This is a genomic window from Pontimicrobium sp. SW4 (assembly GCF_039954625.1).
Lineage (GTDB): Bacteria > Bacteroidota > Bacteroidia > Flavobacteriales > Flavobacteriaceae > Pontimicrobium.
This window is the reverse complement of record NZ_CP157199.1, coordinates 479079-495502: the sequence shown is the minus strand read 5'-3', so window position 1 is coordinate 495502 and position 16424 is coordinate 479079. Positions and strand designations below refer to the sequence as shown.

Genomic DNA, 16424 nt, shown 5'->3' with positions numbered 1-16424 from the left:
CATCTACAAAAACAATACAAAATGGGACATAATATTAAAGCTGGTGTAGCAACAGGAAAAGAGGTTCAAGAAATTTTCAAACTTGCCAAAGAAAAGGGATTTGCATTACCTGCTGTAAATGTTGTTGGTTCAAATAGTATTAACGCTGTTTTAGAAACAGCAAGAGATTTAAATGCTCCTGTAATTATACAATTCTCTAATAGTGGCGCACATTTTAATGCAGGAAAAGGACTATCAAACGATAATCAAAAAGCTGCTATTGCAGGCTCAGTAGCTGGTGCAAAACATGTGCACTTATTGGCAAAAGAATATGGTGTTCCTGTAATTTTGCATACCGATCACTGTGCTAAAAAACTTTTACCATGGATTGATGGACTTCTTAACGCAAGTGAACAGTATTTTACAGAAACTGGTAAGCCTCTTTATAGTTCACACATGATTGACCTATCGGAAGAACCTATTGAAGAAAACATAGAAATATGTAAACAATATCTTCAACGTATGAGTAAAATGGGAATGACGCTAGAAATTGAATTGGGTATTACTGGAGGAGAAGAAGATGGTGTTGACAATACAGATGTTGACGATTCTAAACTTTACACACAACCAGAAGAAGTAGCTTACGCTTACGAAGAATTAAGTAAAGTTAGTGACCAATTTACAATAGCAGCTGCTTTTGGTAATGTACACGGTGTTTACAAACCTGGAAATGTAAAATTAACACCAAAAATCTTGAAAAATTCTCAAGAGTTTGTATCTAAAAAATATAATCTTGGTCATAACCATATTGATTTTGTATTTCATGGTGGTTCAGGTTCAACCGTTGAAGAAATAAGAGAAGCTATTGGTTACGGCGTTATAAAAATGAACATTGACACAGACATGCAATATGCTTTTATGTGTGGTATTCGTGACTATTTTAAAACTAATGAAGCATATTTACAATCACAAATTGGAAATCCTGATGGCGATGATGTTCCTAACAAGAAATATTACGACCCAAGAAAATGGCTGCGTGAAGCAGAAAATAGCTTTGTTGAACGTTTAAAGAAAGCTTTTGAAGATTTAAATAATGTAAATACATTATAAAATTTATGTAGTTTTGCATTCTAACTAACTTATAAAATTGGATGAGTAAAATGGCTTGGTTTAAACGTAAGGATAAAGGAATACAAACACCTACAGAAGCAAAGAAAGATACTCCTAAAGGACTATGGTATAAATCTCCTACTGGAAAAGTGATTGATACCGAAGAATTAGAAAAAAACTATTATGTAAGTCCGGAAGATGGTTATCACGTTAAAATTGGTAGTAAAGAATATTTTGAAATCCTTTTTGACGATAATAAATTTAAGGAACTAGATGAGAAACTAGAATCTAAAGATCCTCTAAAGTTTGTCGATAACAAAAAGTACACAGACCGTTTAAAAGCTGCCAAAGAAAAAACAAATCTTAAAGACGCTGTACGTACAGCTGTTGGAAAATCTAAAGGAAAAGATCTTGTTATTGCCTGCATGGATTTTAGTTTTATTGGTGGCTCTATGGGAAGTGTTGTTGGTGAAAAAATAGCACGTGCTGCAGATTATGCTTTAAAAAAGAAATTACCTTTCATGATTATTTCTAAATCTGGTGGAGCCCGTATGATGGAAGCGGTTTTATCATTAATGCAGTTAGCAAAAACTTCAGCTAAATTAGCACAATTAGCAGATGCCAAAATACCTTACATTTCTTTATGTACAGATCCAACAACAGGAGGAACAACTGCATCATTCGCTATGTTAGGTGATATTAACATTAGTGAACCAGGAGCTTTAATTGGGTTTGCTGGACCTCGTGTTGTAAGAGATACTACAGGAAAAGAATTACCTGAGGGTTTTCAAACAGCTGAGTTTTTACAAGAACATGGCTTTTTAGATTTTATATCTCATAGAAAAGATTTAAAAAATAAAATAAACTTATATATTGATTTAATTACAAATCAACCTTTAAGAGCATAAAAGAAAAGCGAGCCAATTGGCTCGCTTTTCTTTTACAATCACATAATCAAAACCTACTTATCTAAGTGTAATGTTTCTTACGGTGCCATCTTCAAAAGTAAAGGTAGCTTGATTATCACAATCGCCATCTCCATAATCGAAAATACCTGCAAAATTTGTACGCTCTACATTCACAGAACCACTCACAAAAAATCTACATACAACTTCTCTTCTTAATGGATTTGTTACTTCGTACGAATGTGTATTTCCATTTCTAAAAGTAGACATCCAGTTTCCAGTAACTTCAAATACATTATCACTCCACACACCGCTTCCATGTCCTTCTATCCATTCTCGAGTTTTTGTTCCAGTTCTTGAAGCTTCAATTCCATCTGGCCAAACAACTGTTATATCAACGGTTTTAGTAAATTGAGGGTTACCATTATCATTAGAACGCTCTTTTAAGATTGTTTTACCTCCAATAATGTTTTTATCATTAAAGTAGAAATCTTCAAGGTTTTTTGTTATTAAAATCTCTCTAGCTTCAAGGTTCCTAGTATAGGAGATTATCATTTTACCTTTTAGTATATTTCCTCTTATCTCACAGCCTTCAGTTCCAAAATCTATAGTTAACTCTCTATAGTTTTGTTGAGCAACTACAGTAATTGTCACACAATCTGGAAGTGTAAAAAATTCATTACCATTGGTAGTTCTAGTTCTACCAGAAGTATCCTCGTTTACTTCTTGATCTTCATAGGCATCAATAGCAATATCATCCATCGTCTCTAATGCTACATCAATTTCAACAGATAAAGCCACCTCATTAGAGTCTAAATTCTTTTCAAAATTATCAATAGGCTCATTCTCACTACAGCCAAAAAAGACTAGAGATAAACCTAACGATACCATTAACATTTGTCTTGTTACATTTAATTTTTTCATCATTGCAAATTTTAAGTTAATATATGTTAAGACTTTCTTAAAATGAAATAGTTTAATTTCTCTATAACTCCCTAATACCAAATATTCCTTTTTAATAAGTAAAAACAGTATTAAATAAATTGTAAATCCCTATTTTTTACTATCTTTGCGGCTTGAATACGAAAACCGTAATCAAGTACATAAAAATCATTTACAATAATATTAGCATGTATTTAACAAAAGAAGCAAAAGAGAAACTCTTTAAAAAGCATGGTAAAGATGCAAAAAACACAGGTTCTGCTGAAGGGCAAATTGCATTATTTACACACAGAATTAACCACTTAACAGAACACTTAAAAAATAATCGTAAAGATTTTAACACTGAGCGTTCTCTAGTAAAATTAGTAGGTAAGCGACGTGCTTTACTAGATTATTTAACTAAAAAAGATATTTTAAGATATCGTGCCATAGTTAAAGAATTAGGATTAAGAAAATAATTTAAAAGAGGCTTTTACGCCTCTTTTTTGTTTTTAATATAACTCGAGCGCAAGAGTTTAAACTGCGCATTGAAGAAGCTAATTACAGTTTTTCATTGGTCAAGACATTATTATGTCATTTACAACAACTACAACAACACAACGACCATTGTTTAACCTGTTTTCCGACGCTTAAATTGTCGGTAACTAGAATTAAAAAAATTTATGATTCCACAAGTTTTTAGAGAGGTCATTGACCTAGGAGACGGTAGAGAAATTTCTATCGAAACCGGAAAATTAGCAAAACAAGCGCATGGTAGCGTTGTTGTGCAATCTGGAAAATGTATGTTATTATGTACAGTTGTTTCCAATTACAAACAAAGTCCAGTAGACTTTTTACCACTTACAGTAGATTATAGAGAAAAATTTGCTGCTGCAGGACGTTACCCTGGAGGTTTCTTTAAAAGAGAAGCAAGACCAAGTGATGGTGAAGTATTAACCATGCGTTTAGTAGATCGCGTTTTACGTCCGTTATTCCCAAAAGATTATCATTCTGAAACTCAGGTGATGATTCAATTAATGTCTCATGATGATGATGTAATGCCAGATGCTATGGCAGGATTAGCGGCTTCTGCTGCGATTCAATTATCAGATTTCCCTTTTGAGTGCCCAATCTCTGAAGCAAGAGTTGGTCGAATTAATGGAGAATTTATCATTAACCCAACTTTTGCACAATTAGCAGAATCTGACATCGATATGATGATTGGAGCTTCAGCTGATTCTGTGATGATGGTTGAAGGTGAAATGGATGAAATTTCAGAAGAAGAAATGGCTGAAGCCATAAAATTTGCTCACGAAGCAATTAAAGTTCAGTGCGCTGCTCAAGTAAGACTAGCTGAAGCATTTGGGAAAAAAGAAACTCGTGAATATGAGCCTGAAAGAGAAGATGAAGATTTAGCAAAGAAAATACATGATTTAGCTTATGATAAAGTGTATACCATTGCAAAAGCTGGATCTGCTAAACATGAAAGAAGTGCTGCATTCGAGGTTATTAAAGAAGAAATTAAAGCAACTTTTACTGAAGAAGAGTTAGAAGATTTTGGTGACTTAGTTTCTAAATATTATTACAAAGCTGAAAAAGCTGCAATTAGAGATTTAACCTTAAATGAAGGCTTACGTTTAGATGGTAGAAAAACTGATGAAATTAGACCAATTTGGTGTGAGATTGACTATTTACCATCAACTCACGGTTCAGCAATTTTTACTCGAGGAGAAACACAAGCATTAGCCACTGTAACTTTAGGAACATCAAGAGATGCTAATCAAATAGATATGCCATCTCAGGAAGGCGAAGAGCGTTTCTATTTACACTATAACTTCCCTCCTTTTTCAACTGGTGAAGCGAGGCCAATTCGTGGAACTTCGCGTAGAGAAGTTGGACATGGTAACTTAGCACAACGCGCGTTAAAAGGAATGGTTCCTGACGATTGTCCTTATACGGTTCGTATCGTTTCAGAAGTATTAGAATCTAACGGTTCATCTTCTATGGCAACAGTTTGTTCTGGTACAATGGCATTGATGGATGCTGGTGTGCAAATGAAAAAACCTGTTTCTGGTATAGCTATGGGATTAATTTCTGATGCGGATTCAGGAAAATATGCTGTTTTATCTGATATTTTAGGAGATGAAGATCACTTAGGAGATATGGATTTTAAAGTAACTGGTACTGCTGATGGTATTACCGCTTGCCAAATGGATATTAAAGTAAAAGGTTTATCTTACGAAATCTTAGTAAATGCACTAAAGCAAGCTCGTGATGGTCGTTTACATATCCTAGAGAAATTGACCGATACTATTGCTACACCTAATGCAGATGTTAAAGGTCATGCTCCTAAAATGATAACAAGACGTATTCCTAATGAATTTATTGGTGCCTTAATTGGTCCTGGTGGGAAAGTAATACAAGAGATGCAAAAAGAAACTGGAACCACTATTGTAATTAATGAGGATCCAGTAACTGAAGAAGGTATCGTAGAAATTTTAGGTGTTGGCAATGAAGGTATTGATGCAGTAATGGCAAAAATAGACGCTATACTATTTAAGCCTGAAGTTGGTAGCATTTATGAAGTAAAAGTAATCAAGATGCTAGATTTTGGTGCTGTTGTAGAATATACGGAAGCTCCAGGCAACGAAGTATTATTACACGTAAGTGAATTAGCTTGGGAACGTACAGAAAATGTATCTGATGTTGTAAACATGGGAGATGTATTTGATGTGAAGTACTTTGGAGTAGATTCTAGAACTCGTAAAGAGAAAGTATCTCGTAAAGCAATTTTGCCAAAACCTGAAGGTTATGTCGCTAGACCACCAAGAGATGATAAACGTTCAGGTGGACGTGATAATAACAGAGGAAGAGATAATCGTGGACGTGATAACCGTCGTGATGACCGCAAGCCTAGAGAAGATAAGAAAGAAGAATAACCCTTCTATCTACTATAACTTTAAAACCTCTCAATTAATTTTGAGAGGTTTTTTTAGTTTAAAGAATATGATAAAACATTAAAGCATCAACAAAATTTGTAAATCCAATAAATTTCGTTATATTATAAGCTATGACATTCAACGACAAAGAAGAATATTCAGATTTTTTAGAAACCTCGGTAAATTACTTACAAAATTTAGGCTATCAAAACATCAAAGCAGATATGAAGGGCTATGAAACACCTAAATCATATCATAAAAAAGGAAGTGATATTACAATAACGCCAGATATTGTAGCCGAAAAAGAAGGTAGAAAGCATATATTCGATATTAGTTTAAAAACCTCAAAAACCAATTTATTGAAATCAAAATGGTTATTTCTAAATACATTAAGTGCTATAAAATCTCATCATTTTAGGTTAATTACTACTCGTGGTCATTACAAATTTACTGACGAAATGCTTAGCGATATTAATTTAACAGATAAAAAATTAATTAAAATTTAATATTTTTTGTAACATTTAAGTAACATTTCACGTATAACTATATGACAAGAGTATTAATCCCAATAAATAAAACAGAAGACCTTTAGATGAGACAACTTAAAATTACGAAGCAGGTTACCAATAGAGAAACTGCATCGTTAGATAAATACCTACAAGAGATTGGAAAAGTTGACTTAATTACAGCAGACGAAGAAGTAGAATTAGCACAACGTATTAAAGCAGGAGATCAAATTGCTTTAGAAAAATTAACTAAAGCTAACTTACGTTTTGTTGTTTCTGTAGCTAAGCAATATCAAAATCAAGGACTTACTTTACCAGATTTAATTAATGAAGGTAATTTAGGACTTATAAAAGCTGCTCAACGATTTGATGAAACCAGAGGTTTCAAATTTATATCGTACGCAGTATGGTGGATTCGTCAATCGATTCTTCAAGCATTAGCTGAACAATCACGAATTGTACGTTTGCCACTTAACAAAATTGGTTCTATTAATAAAATTAATAAAACCTATGCATTCTTAGAGCAGTCTCACGAACGCCCGCCAAGTGCTGAAGAAATTGCTAAAGAATTAGACATGACAATTAACGACGTAAAAGAGTCAATGAAAAACTCTGGACGTCATGTATCAATGGATGCTCCTTTAGTAGAAGGGGAAGATTCTAACCTATACGATGTACTTCGTAGTGGTGAATCTCCAAATCCAGATAGAGATTTATTACACGAATCGTTACGTACAGAGATTGAAAGAGCTCTGGAAACATTAACTCCTCGTGAAGCAGATGTAATTCGTTTATACTTTGGCTTAGGTAATCAACATCCAATGACTTTAGAAGAAATTGGTGAGACTTTTGACCTAACTAGAGAACGTGTTCGTCAAATTAAAGAAAAGGCAATACGTAGATTAAAACATACTTCTCGTAGTAAAATTTTAAAAACTTACTTAGGATAGTTATATTTATATCCTAATAAACGCAACAAACAGTTACATAACTGTTCGTTTTTTGATTGATGAAAGAACCCAGAGCTGATTACTCTGGGTTCACTTTTTTATTATTTAAAAGTAAAATCTCTAAAAATTTAAGTATGCCGCATACACTATGTTATGTTAGTAGCGCTAAAAACTTATTATCTAATCTAGATATAGAACATTTATTTCGCGTTAATAAAAGAAACAATACGGAGCTCAATATTTCAGGTATCTTAGTATATAATCATGGTAATTTTCTTCAAATATTAGAAGGAGACGAGCAAATGGTTAATATGATTTTTAAAAAAATTAGCCAAGATCAAAGACATACTAACATCATAAAATTAATCGACACAACTATTGAAGAACGTATATTTGTCGACTATGTTTCTGGGTTTGTCATTGTTGAAAACTCTAAAACTCTAGATCAATTAAAGAAATATTTAAAATGGATAAAGAAAGCTGAGCTTAACTCTGTTGACAAAATCATCAATATCGTCGAGAACTTTATTGCAAAAAAATAAAATAAACCTATAATTAAATTATTTTTGTCAAAACAAAATAATCACTAAATACAATGTCTTCAAAATTAATAGCACCTTCAATCTTAGCAGCAGATTTTGCAAACCTACAGTATGATATAGAAATGGTTAACAATAGTGAAGCTGATTGGTTTCATATTGATATCATGGATGGTGTTTTTGTACCAAATATTTCTTTTGGAATGCCTGTTTTAGATGCTATTTCAAAGCATGCAAAAAAAACCATTGATGTACATTTAATGATTGTAGATCCTGATCGTTATATTAAAACATTTGCAGAATTAGGAAGCAATATACTTACCGTACACTACGAAGCATGCACACATTTACATAGAACACTTCAAGCCATAAAAGCTGAAGGAATGAAAGCTGGTGTCGCTCTAAATCCGCATACGAATGTGAATCTTTTAGAAGATACAATTAATGACATTGATCTTGTTTGCTTAATGAGTGTTAATCCAGGTTTTGGAGGCCAAAGCTTTATTGAAAACACTTACAGTAAAGTTGAACAATTAAAAGAATTAATTATACGAAAAGGCGCTTCAACTTTAATTGAAATAGATGGAGGAGTAACCAATAAAAATGCTAAAGCACTTGTAGATGCTGGCGCAGATGTTTTGGTAGCTGGCAGCTATGTATTTAAAAGTTCTAATCAAATAGAAACGATTAAAGACTTAAAAGCTTTAGCAAATTCTTAATAGAGAAAATCTACTCATCAAACTGTGCCAACAAATAGTTAATTAAATCAGTAGTTGTTACTATACCTACCAACTTATTATTATCTACAACTGGTATTGCATGAAACTCTTTTTTTGCTAAAATTTCCGCAACTTCCTTAATGGTCGTTTTTGATGTTACGCTTATTAAGTTTTTGGCCATAACTTGTTCTATAGTAAACATATTATAAACTATAGCATCAACATAATCTTCTGTTTCATCTACTGCATCAGCAAAACTGATGCGTAGCAAATCTGTAAGGCTTAACATTCCTTTTATGCTTTTTCCACTAACAACTGGAATATGTCTAATATGATTTTGTTTGAATAAACGCTCAGCTGTTTCTAAATTATCAGATGTATTTAATGTAATGACATTTTTAGTCATTATTGCCGAAATTGGTGTTCCTCTTTTCATGTCTCAGGTTTTAAATTCAACATTAAAGTTAACCAAGAACAGTCAGTTAAATTATGATAAAAGTCATACCTAAAACAAATAAAAGTTATTATTTAATACTTAGCGTAACCGAAGTTTAGCATTTGCTTTACTTTACTATATATTTTTGGAAACTGGTTTTTAAACTCAATTGGAGACTCAAAAAAATACTCAATTAACACAGCAACAAACTCAAATTGATTGGTATAAGCATACTCTCTAAAATATCTAGAAGAAATTAACCTGTCTCTCATGGATTTACTATTAGACAAAAGTTCTGTTAATTCTTTAAATGAATCTTTAAATATTGTTGAGCTAACATCACGCTCCTTAATACTATTTAAATGAATAGCATGTGCAAATTCATGAATACCTAAATTTAAATTATCATCACCTATGTTGTATCCATATTCAAAATCTTTCCATGAAAATACTAAAGATTTTAATTTAGGGTTAAATTCTCCTTTATGATAATCATCATTCGTTTTAGAATAAAAGGGTTTTGGATAAACAAATATCTTATCTATTAAGCCAATATAAAAATCTCTAAAACCAAAAGTAAGCATAACTGCTGTTGAAGAAATTAAAACTTTAATTTCATCATTTATTATTAAATCGTCTCTTCCAATAAAAGTTTTATCTTCTATAAAACAAGCTACTCTATGCTCAAAAAAACCTTGCTCTCTTTTAGATAATCTCCTATAAAATGAAAAATTTCTTAATGTTGATTTTTGAGATGGTGAAAGTTTTTTTAATTTAAAATAAACATGATTGTAAAGCGGCTTTTTATTGCGCATTACATAAACCATTTCTATCATTCTAAATCCGAAATAAAAAATCATAATAGAAAGAGCCAATAAAAAGACTGCAATAATACTATTAGTAGGTGAATTTTGAATTATTAAATAGTTAATCATCATCCTGCAAAATAAAACAAATAAATAATTAATCGTTCCATTATTTTATATAAAAGACATCAAAGCATTGACTAATAATATTTTACAAATACATTAATAATTTTCATTGAATTTTTATACACATTATTCATGTAAAATAATGGCAACATAAATTATTTAGTACGCAACCTATTCAATAAGACCTCATCTATAAATAAAAACAAATAACGCTATGAAAAAAACAATTAACTTATTTTTAATTATCACCTTACTTATTTTTACTGTATCATGTGATGATTTTTCTACAGATTTGAATGTAGATAACTTAGAAAATCCAAATGATGACATTTTAACATCTGATCCTGTTGCTTTATCAGCTACAGCAGATGGGTTAACAAGAAACCTGTTTATGACTTCTCACAGTACAAATTCTCCGGCAGCAGCATTTGCTACAATGGCAGATATCACTAGTTGCTCTTGGGGTAACTTTGGTATGAGAGATTTATCTAGTGAGCCTAGAGTAGCATTTAACAATTCACCTGCTTACGGTAACAATGTAACAAATTCATATTTTAATTCTCTATATTCAATTCTATCTGATGCAAATACATTAGCATTAGCCGTTGAAAATGGTACTGAGTTTGATGATCCAAATAAAATAATGACAATTGCAAGGTTTGGACAAGCTTCTGCTATTGCGCAATTAGCTTTAGTTTTTGATCAAGTATGGTTATCTGATGAAACTGGTGTTGTAGCTGGAACTGGTCTTGAAGGTGCTTCAGACTATGCTACAGCTATGACCTTTGCTTTAGAAAAGTTAGACGATGCGATATCTATTGCTTCTGTTAATGGAATTACTTTTGATGAAGCTATCATCCCTGGTGGTGCTGGTGTAAATGCTGTTAAATACATGAACAGTCTTGGTGCTCGTTGGCTAGTTAGTAATGTTAGAAATAGTGCCCAAAAAGCTACTATAGATTGGGATAGAGTTTTAGATTATACTCAAGATGGTATTACTGAAGATTTTGAAATCTATATGGATAATATTACTTGGTGGGATAATGTTCCTAAAACATATTTAGTATACCCGGGTTGGGCAAGAGTTGATATGAGAGTTATTAATATGATGGATCCTTCTACTCCTGCTTATTGGGAAGATGGTGTAACATTCCAAGCTGAATCTACATCTGATGATGCGCGTTTAGCAACTGATTATGGTTACTTATCTTCTAATAACTTCCGTCCTGAAAGAGGTCAATATCACTACAGTAGCTATCGCTATAGTAGATATGATGACTATATCACGTATTGGACTATGAACGTAGTTGAATATTCAAAATCTGAGAATGATATGTACATGGCAGAAGCTATGGCTCACTTAGGAGACGTTCCGGGAGCTGCTGCGGTTATTAATGCAGGTACAAGAGTTACTAGAGGAGGTTTAGCTCCTGTTGCTGAAAATTTAGATGCAGTAAAAGATGCTATTCACTATGAAAGAATGGTTGAGTTTGCATACACAGCGCCTTATATTGGGTTCTGTGAAATGAGAAAAGAAGATCTTTTACAAGCTGGTACTTTATTACATTTCCCTGTGCCTGGAAGAGCTTTGGAAGCTATCCCAGCTGAGTATTATACTTTAGGAGGAACTGAAGGTATTGCTGGAGAAGATTATTCAACTGGTGGTTGGAGATAAGTAATAAAATATATTTCATATAATTCAAAAACTCTTCTAAACAATGTTTAGAAGAGTTTTTGAATTATTAATTTATGTTAGGATAATTATATAAATTTAGGAACTATTCTAACTTTCCTCTTTGTTAGGTTCCAAAATAACACATAGTATTATATAAACAGGATGTCGGTTAAAATGACACTTAGATTCTTCATAAAACCATCACTTATTAAGCTTACAAAAAATAAAACCAAACGTTGATTTACGCTTGGTTTATTTATTTTAATGCATGTGACTGCGACAGGAGTCGAACCTACAACCGCTGGAGCCGAAATCCAGTGCTCTATCCAATTGAGCTACGCAGCCAATATCGTTATATTAATTTAGACTTAACTATTTTAGAGATAGTTTTACCATCGGCTTGACCAGCTACTTGCTTACTTACAACTCCCATTACTTTTCCCATATCTTTCATTCCGTTAGCTCCAAGATCTTCTATAGCTTTTATTACAATTCTTTCAACCTCTTCATCGCTCATGGCTTCTGGAAGGAATTGTGAAATTATTTCTGCTTCAGCTAACTCTGGTGCAGCCAAATCTTCACGCCCTTGCTCTAAAAATATTGCAGCACTATCTTTACGCTGTTTTACTTGCTTTTGAAGTAATTTTAGTTCTTGCTCTTCAGTAAGTTCACTTGCGGCTCCACTTTCAGTCTGAGCCATTAAAATAGCCGATTTCACTGCTCTTAAAGCTGTTAGTGCTGTTTGGTCTTTTGCTTTCATAGCTACTTTCATCGCAGTCATGATTCCATCTTGTAAACTCATAGAATAATTTTTTTATGCTGCGAAGATACTAAAAAGTATGCTTTAGTATCTTTAAGAGATAAATAAAAGGAAACCCTAAAAATTCGAGGAAAATTTTTAGGGTTTTGATTAGATAAGTACTAAAACTCTGCTATTAATTAATCTACATTATCGTGTAAAAAAGAATTATTACTTCTCAACTGAACATCGTCATTATCATCTAAACCAATAGACATTCTTGAGGCACTAGTTTCAGAAGAATGCTGTGCATCGTCTAAATTAACTCCTTGTCTTTTATATGCTGGTTCTTTTTCTATATCATCAATTTTTGCATTATTGAACTTATAATTAAACTCTTTCATTTTTTGACGACGCTCATTAGCTCTTTCTTTTAGAAGCTGGGATATTGGACTATTTATAGGGTCTAAATCATCTCCTAAACCTTCTTCCACCTCCTCTTGAATAACTTTTTTCTCAAAAACTATATCTTCTTCTTCAACTTCTAAAGCTACTTCTTGCTTTTCTTCTTTTTCATTAATTGCAGACTCTAAGACAATATAATCGTCAAGTGCATATTTGGTTTCGCCATCTTTGTTTGCTTCAGTAACTGGAATTAGTTCTATATAATCATTTACTGACATATCTTTTATCTCATCATCTAACTCAAAAGTTATTTTTTGACTAATTGTTTCTTCTTCTTCCTTTTGGGTTGATAGTGGCAAATCAAAGGTTAGCATGATTTGTTCTTCTTGAACTGACTCTTCTTCAATAGTTTCCTCGATAGTAATTTCATTTATAATAAATTCTGTATCATCAACATTTGCAAGAACCTCATCATACACAACATTAATATTTCTAATAATTTCAGTCGTAGGAATCAAATTCATATTTGGGTGCTCTTCTTCTTCCTCCTCTTCAATCAATGTATGAATCACTTTTTCTTCAGTAGCTTCTTTTTCTAAAATAATATCAGGTGTTATGATAGCAGGCTCCTTATCTGTAGATAAATCCTGTTCCATATTTTGATCTTCTTCTAAAGAATGAACTACTTTTTTTGTTTCTGTATTAGAAATTTCATTCTGTTGTTCAACATTAAAACCAGTAGCAATAATAGTCACAGAAATAGCTTCACCCAAAGCCTCGTCTTCTCCCACTCCCATAATAATATTCGCACCATAACCAGCTTCGGCTTGAATATGATCATTAATTTCACCTATTTCATCAATAGTAATTTCCTGTGACCCAGAAACGATAAGCAACAATACATTTTTGGCTCCTGTAATTTTATTATCATTTAATAATGGAGAGTCAAGAGCTTTCATTATTGCTTCTTGAGCACGATTAGAACCCGAAGCGTTTGAAGACCCCATAATAGCAGTTCCACTATTACTTAAGACTGTTTTCGCATCACGCAAATCAATATTTTGAGTATAATGATGTGTGATTACTTCAGCAATACCTCTAGATGCTGTTGAAAGTACTTCATCTGCTTTAGAGAAACCAGCTTTAAAACCTAAATTACCATATACTTCTCTTAATTTATTGTTATTAATAACAACTAAAGAATCTACATGACTTCGAAGGGTTTCAATTCCTTTTTGAGCTTGAGCATTACGAATTTTTCCTTCAAACTGAAAAGGCATCGTTACAATACCAACAGTTAAAATGTCTAACTCTTTTGCCATTTTTGCAATGATTGGAGCAGCACCAGTACCTGTTCCTCCTCCCATTCCAGCAGTGATAAATACCATTTTGGTATTGGTATCTAACATACGCTTAATATCTTCAAGGCTTTCTACAGCTGCTTGCTCACCAATTTCTGGATTTGCTCCTGCGCCTAACCCTTCGGTAAGGCTTACACCTAATTGAATTTTATTTGGGACACCACTATTGTGAAGTGCTTGCGCATCTGTGTTACAGATTACAAAATCCACTCCTTTAATACCTTGTTGGAACATGTGATTGATAGCATTGCTACCTCCACCCCCAACACCAATTACTTTAATGACGTTGGATTGATTTTTAGGTAAATCGAATGTAATATTACCAATGTCTTTGTTGCTACTCATAAAATTAGTTTTACTGGTTCTGTATATTTTGTTTACTCAGCGTTATCTAAAAAATCTTTAACGCGTTCGGTTAATTTATCTAGAAAAGATTTTCGTTCTTTTCTAGGTTGTTCAATGGCTTGTTCTTCTTCGTTATCTTGTAGTGTTTCGTTTGCTTCAAGGGTAGCTTGCACAACACTTTCTATTCTTCTTTTTTCTTGGCGCTTTAATCCGTCCATTACTAGTCCTACAGCTGTAGCAAATAATGGGCTCGTTACATCATCATCACTATCGCCTGCTAAATGCTCATTAGGATACCCTATTCTTGTATCCATTCCTGTAATGTACTCTACTAGTTGCTTTAAATGTTTTAATTGGCTTCCTCCACCTGTTAAAACAATTCCAGCTATTAATTTCTTTTTTTGTTCTTCATGACCGTAGTTTTTAATTTCAACATACACTTGCTCAATTATTTCTACGACTCTAGCATGAATAATCTTTGATAGATTCTTTAAGGTAATTTCTTTTGGTTCTCTTCCTCTTAATCCTGGAATAGACACAATCTCGTTATCTTTATTTTCTCCAGGCCACGCAGAACCAAATTTTATTTTAAGTAATTCGGCTTGTTTCTCAATAATTGAACATCCTTCCTTAATATCTTCCGTTATAACATTTCCTCCGAAAGGAATTACAGCAGTATGACGAATGATACCATCTCTAAAAATGGCCAAATCGGTTGTTCCTCCACCTATGTCTATAAGCGCTACACCAGCATCTTTTTCATCTTCACTTAAAACTGCATTCGCAGAAGCTAGAGGCTCTAAAGTAATCCCTTCAAGCTCTAATCCTGCACTCTTAACACATCTCCCAATATTTCTAATGGAAGATACTTGACCAACCACTACATGGAAATTAGCTTCAAGTCTCCCTCCGTACATGCCAATAGGCTCCTTCACCTCAGCTTGACCATCAACTTTATATTCTTGTGGTAATACATGAATAATTTCTTCTCCAGGTAACATTACCAATTTGTGCACTTGATTGATGAGTCTATCTATATCATCCTCATCAATAACTACTTCGGAGTTTGATCTTGTTATATAATCGCTATGCTGAAGACTTCTTATATGTTGCCCAGCAATACCGACAGTTACTTCTTCAATTTTTACACCTGAAGCAGCTTCAGCTTCTTGAACAGCTTGTTGAATTGATTGTATGGTTTGCGTAATATTATTCACTACACCTCTATGAACACCCAGACTCTTAGATTTTCCAATACCAAGAATTTCTGCCTTTCCGTATTCATTTTTACGTCCTATCATCGCCACAATTTTTGTGGTTCCGATATCTAGTCCAACTGAAATATTATTACTCTCCATAATTTATTTTTTAGTGCATACAACTTGATTATCAAACTGTAAATTCACTTTACTATACTTACTTAGCATGTCATCTTTTTTCGCTTTTTGATAAAATGCTTTTAAATTGCTTATTTTATTATCTAGATTATCCAAATTCCCTAACCATATTTCAAAATCGAAAACTCTTGTTTTTAAAACAAATGTTTCGTCTTCGTTTTGATAAATCTCTATAACATGTGTTTTTAAAAATTGGTCAGTAAAAATTTTATTAGCAATTAAGTACACATTACTTAATTTGTTTTTCTTAACATGACCAGTTACTAAAGGCACACGCGCTGTATGAAACGCAGATAAAGGCATATACGCACCTTCATCATCTATATAATATGACGCATTTGTGCTTACTCTAGCTATTGGTTTTCGCTGTAAAATATCAGCTCGAACCACGCCATTAACAGTAAGATGCACTTCTGCGGTTTTGATCATTGGATTAGATTTTAGGACATTTTCTATATCATTCAAATCTAAAATTTCTTTAGTCATGTTTGGAAGCTTTTCATTATTTAGTATTAACAATTTATTAACCGATGCTTCTGTCATGAATAAATTATTTTCGCCTAAAA

Annotated in this window: 16 protein-coding genes and 1 tRNA gene; 9 read left to right on the top strand and 8 right to left on the bottom strand. The window is 32.8% G+C overall.

Going from position 1 to position 16424, the window contains the following annotated elements; translation table 11 throughout:
• Nucleotides 1-21 precede the first annotated feature (21 nt).
• A complete protein-coding gene (fbaA, locus tag ABGB03_RS02310) occupies nucleotides 22-1089 on the top strand; it encodes a class II fructose-bisphosphate aldolase (protein ID WP_347924501.1) in 1068 nt (355 codons plus the stop codon).
• Nucleotides 1090-1139: 50 nt separating this feature from the next.
• Nucleotides 1140-1997 carry an acetyl-CoA carboxylase, carboxyltransferase subunit beta gene (gene accD, locus ABGB03_RS02305; protein WP_347924499.1) on the top strand — a complete coding sequence of 286 codons (858 nt, stop codon included), beginning with the start codon at nucleotides 1140-1142 and terminating at the stop codon, nucleotides 1995-1997.
• A 57-nt stretch (nucleotides 1998-2054) separates the two neighbouring features.
• Here accD and ABGB03_RS02300 read toward each other — a convergent pair whose 3' ends face one another.
• Entirely contained in the window at nucleotides 2055-2918 is an 864-nt protein-coding gene (locus ABGB03_RS02300) for a hypothetical protein (protein ID WP_347924497.1), read from the bottom strand.
• Nucleotides 2919-3124: 206 nt separating this feature from the next.
• Here ABGB03_RS02300 and rpsO point away from each other — a divergent pair, with 206 nt between their 5' ends.
• The 6 genes from rpsO (at nucleotide 3125) to rpe (ending at nucleotide 8568) form a co-directional block, all read left to right on the top strand.
• A complete protein-coding gene (gene rpsO / locus ABGB03_RS02295; protein WP_167770135.1) occupies nucleotides 3125-3394 on the top strand; it encodes a 30S ribosomal protein S15 in 270 nt (89 codons plus the stop codon).
• A 204-nt stretch (nucleotides 3395-3598) separates the two neighbouring features.
• Entirely contained in the window at nucleotides 3599-5854 is a 2256-nt protein-coding gene (locus ABGB03_RS02290; protein WP_347924496.1) for a polyribonucleotide nucleotidyltransferase, read from the top strand.
• Between the two features lie 131 nt (nucleotides 5855-5985).
• Entirely contained in the window at nucleotides 5986-6360 is a 375-nt protein-coding gene (locus ABGB03_RS02285; protein ID WP_347924494.1) for a hypothetical protein, read from the top strand.
• A gap of 86 nt (nucleotides 6361-6446) precedes the next feature.
• Nucleotides 6447-7310 carry a sigma-70 family RNA polymerase sigma factor gene (locus ABGB03_RS02280; RefSeq protein ID WP_069676062.1) on the top strand — a complete coding sequence of 288 codons (864 nt, stop codon included), beginning with the start codon at nucleotides 6447-6449 and terminating at the stop codon, nucleotides 7308-7310.
• A 134-nt stretch (nucleotides 7311-7444) separates the two neighbouring features.
• The gene (locus tag ABGB03_RS02275; protein ID WP_347924492.1) at nucleotides 7445-7852 is read left to right on the top strand and encodes a BLUF domain-containing protein; all 408 of its coding nucleotides are present in this window, start codon (nucleotides 7445-7447) and stop codon (nucleotides 7850-7852) included.
• Nucleotides 7853-7905: 53 nt separating this feature from the next.
• Nucleotides 7906-8568: a ribulose-phosphate 3-epimerase gene (gene rpe / locus ABGB03_RS02270; protein WP_347924490.1), complete on the top strand. Its 663-nt coding sequence runs from the start codon at nucleotides 7906-7908 to the stop codon at nucleotides 8566-8568.
• Between the two features lie 10 nt (nucleotides 8569-8578).
• Here the strand turns inward: rpe and ABGB03_RS02265 are convergent, their stop codons facing one another.
• Both ABGB03_RS02265 and ABGB03_RS02260 read right to left on the bottom strand, forming a co-directional pair.
• A complete protein-coding gene (locus tag ABGB03_RS02265) occupies nucleotides 8579-9004 on the bottom strand; it encodes a CBS domain-containing protein (protein ID WP_347924488.1) in 426 nt (141 codons plus the stop codon).
• Between the two features lie 92 nt (nucleotides 9005-9096).
• Nucleotides 9097-9942 carry a zinc-dependent peptidase gene (locus ABGB03_RS02260; RefSeq protein WP_347924486.1) on the bottom strand — a complete coding sequence of 282 codons (846 nt, stop codon included), beginning with the start codon at nucleotides 9940-9942 and terminating at the stop codon, nucleotides 9097-9099.
• 208 nt (nucleotides 9943-10150) lie between these two features.
• Here ABGB03_RS02260 and ABGB03_RS02255 point away from each other — a divergent pair, with 208 nt between their 5' ends.
• Entirely contained in the window at nucleotides 10151-11611 is a 1461-nt protein-coding gene (locus ABGB03_RS02255; protein ID WP_347924484.1) for a hypothetical protein, read from the top strand.
• A 271-nt stretch (nucleotides 11612-11882) separates the two neighbouring features.
• Here the strand turns inward: ABGB03_RS02255 and ABGB03_RS02250 are convergent.
• From ABGB03_RS02250 to ABGB03_RS02230, 5 genes are all read right to left on the bottom strand, one after another.
• Nucleotides 11883-11956, bottom strand: a tRNA-Arg gene (locus tag ABGB03_RS02250).
• Between the two features lie 7 nt (nucleotides 11957-11963).
• The gene (locus ABGB03_RS02245; RefSeq protein ID WP_347924482.1) at nucleotides 11964-12413 is read right to left on the bottom strand and encodes a GatB/YqeY domain-containing protein; all 450 of its coding nucleotides are present in this window, start codon (nucleotides 12411-12413) and stop codon (nucleotides 11964-11966) included.
• A gap of 137 nt (nucleotides 12414-12550) precedes the next feature.
• Nucleotides 12551-14461 (bottom strand): cell division protein FtsZ, encoded by a 1911-nt coding sequence (gene ftsZ / locus ABGB03_RS02240; protein WP_347924480.1) that lies wholly within the window; start codon nucleotides 14459-14461, stop codon nucleotides 12551-12553.
• Between the two features lie 32 nt (nucleotides 14462-14493).
• Nucleotides 14494-15819, bottom strand: a complete 1326-nt coding sequence (gene ftsA, locus ABGB03_RS02235; RefSeq protein ID WP_347924478.1) for a cell division protein FtsA — start codon at nucleotides 15817-15819, stop codon at nucleotides 14494-14496.
• A gap of 3 nt (nucleotides 15820-15822) precedes the next feature.
• Complete coding sequence (locus tag ABGB03_RS02230; protein ID WP_347924476.1) at nucleotides 15823-16401, bottom strand: hypothetical protein; 579 nt, start codon at nucleotides 16399-16401, stop codon at nucleotides 15823-15825.
• Nucleotides 16402-16424: the final 23 nt, after the last annotated feature.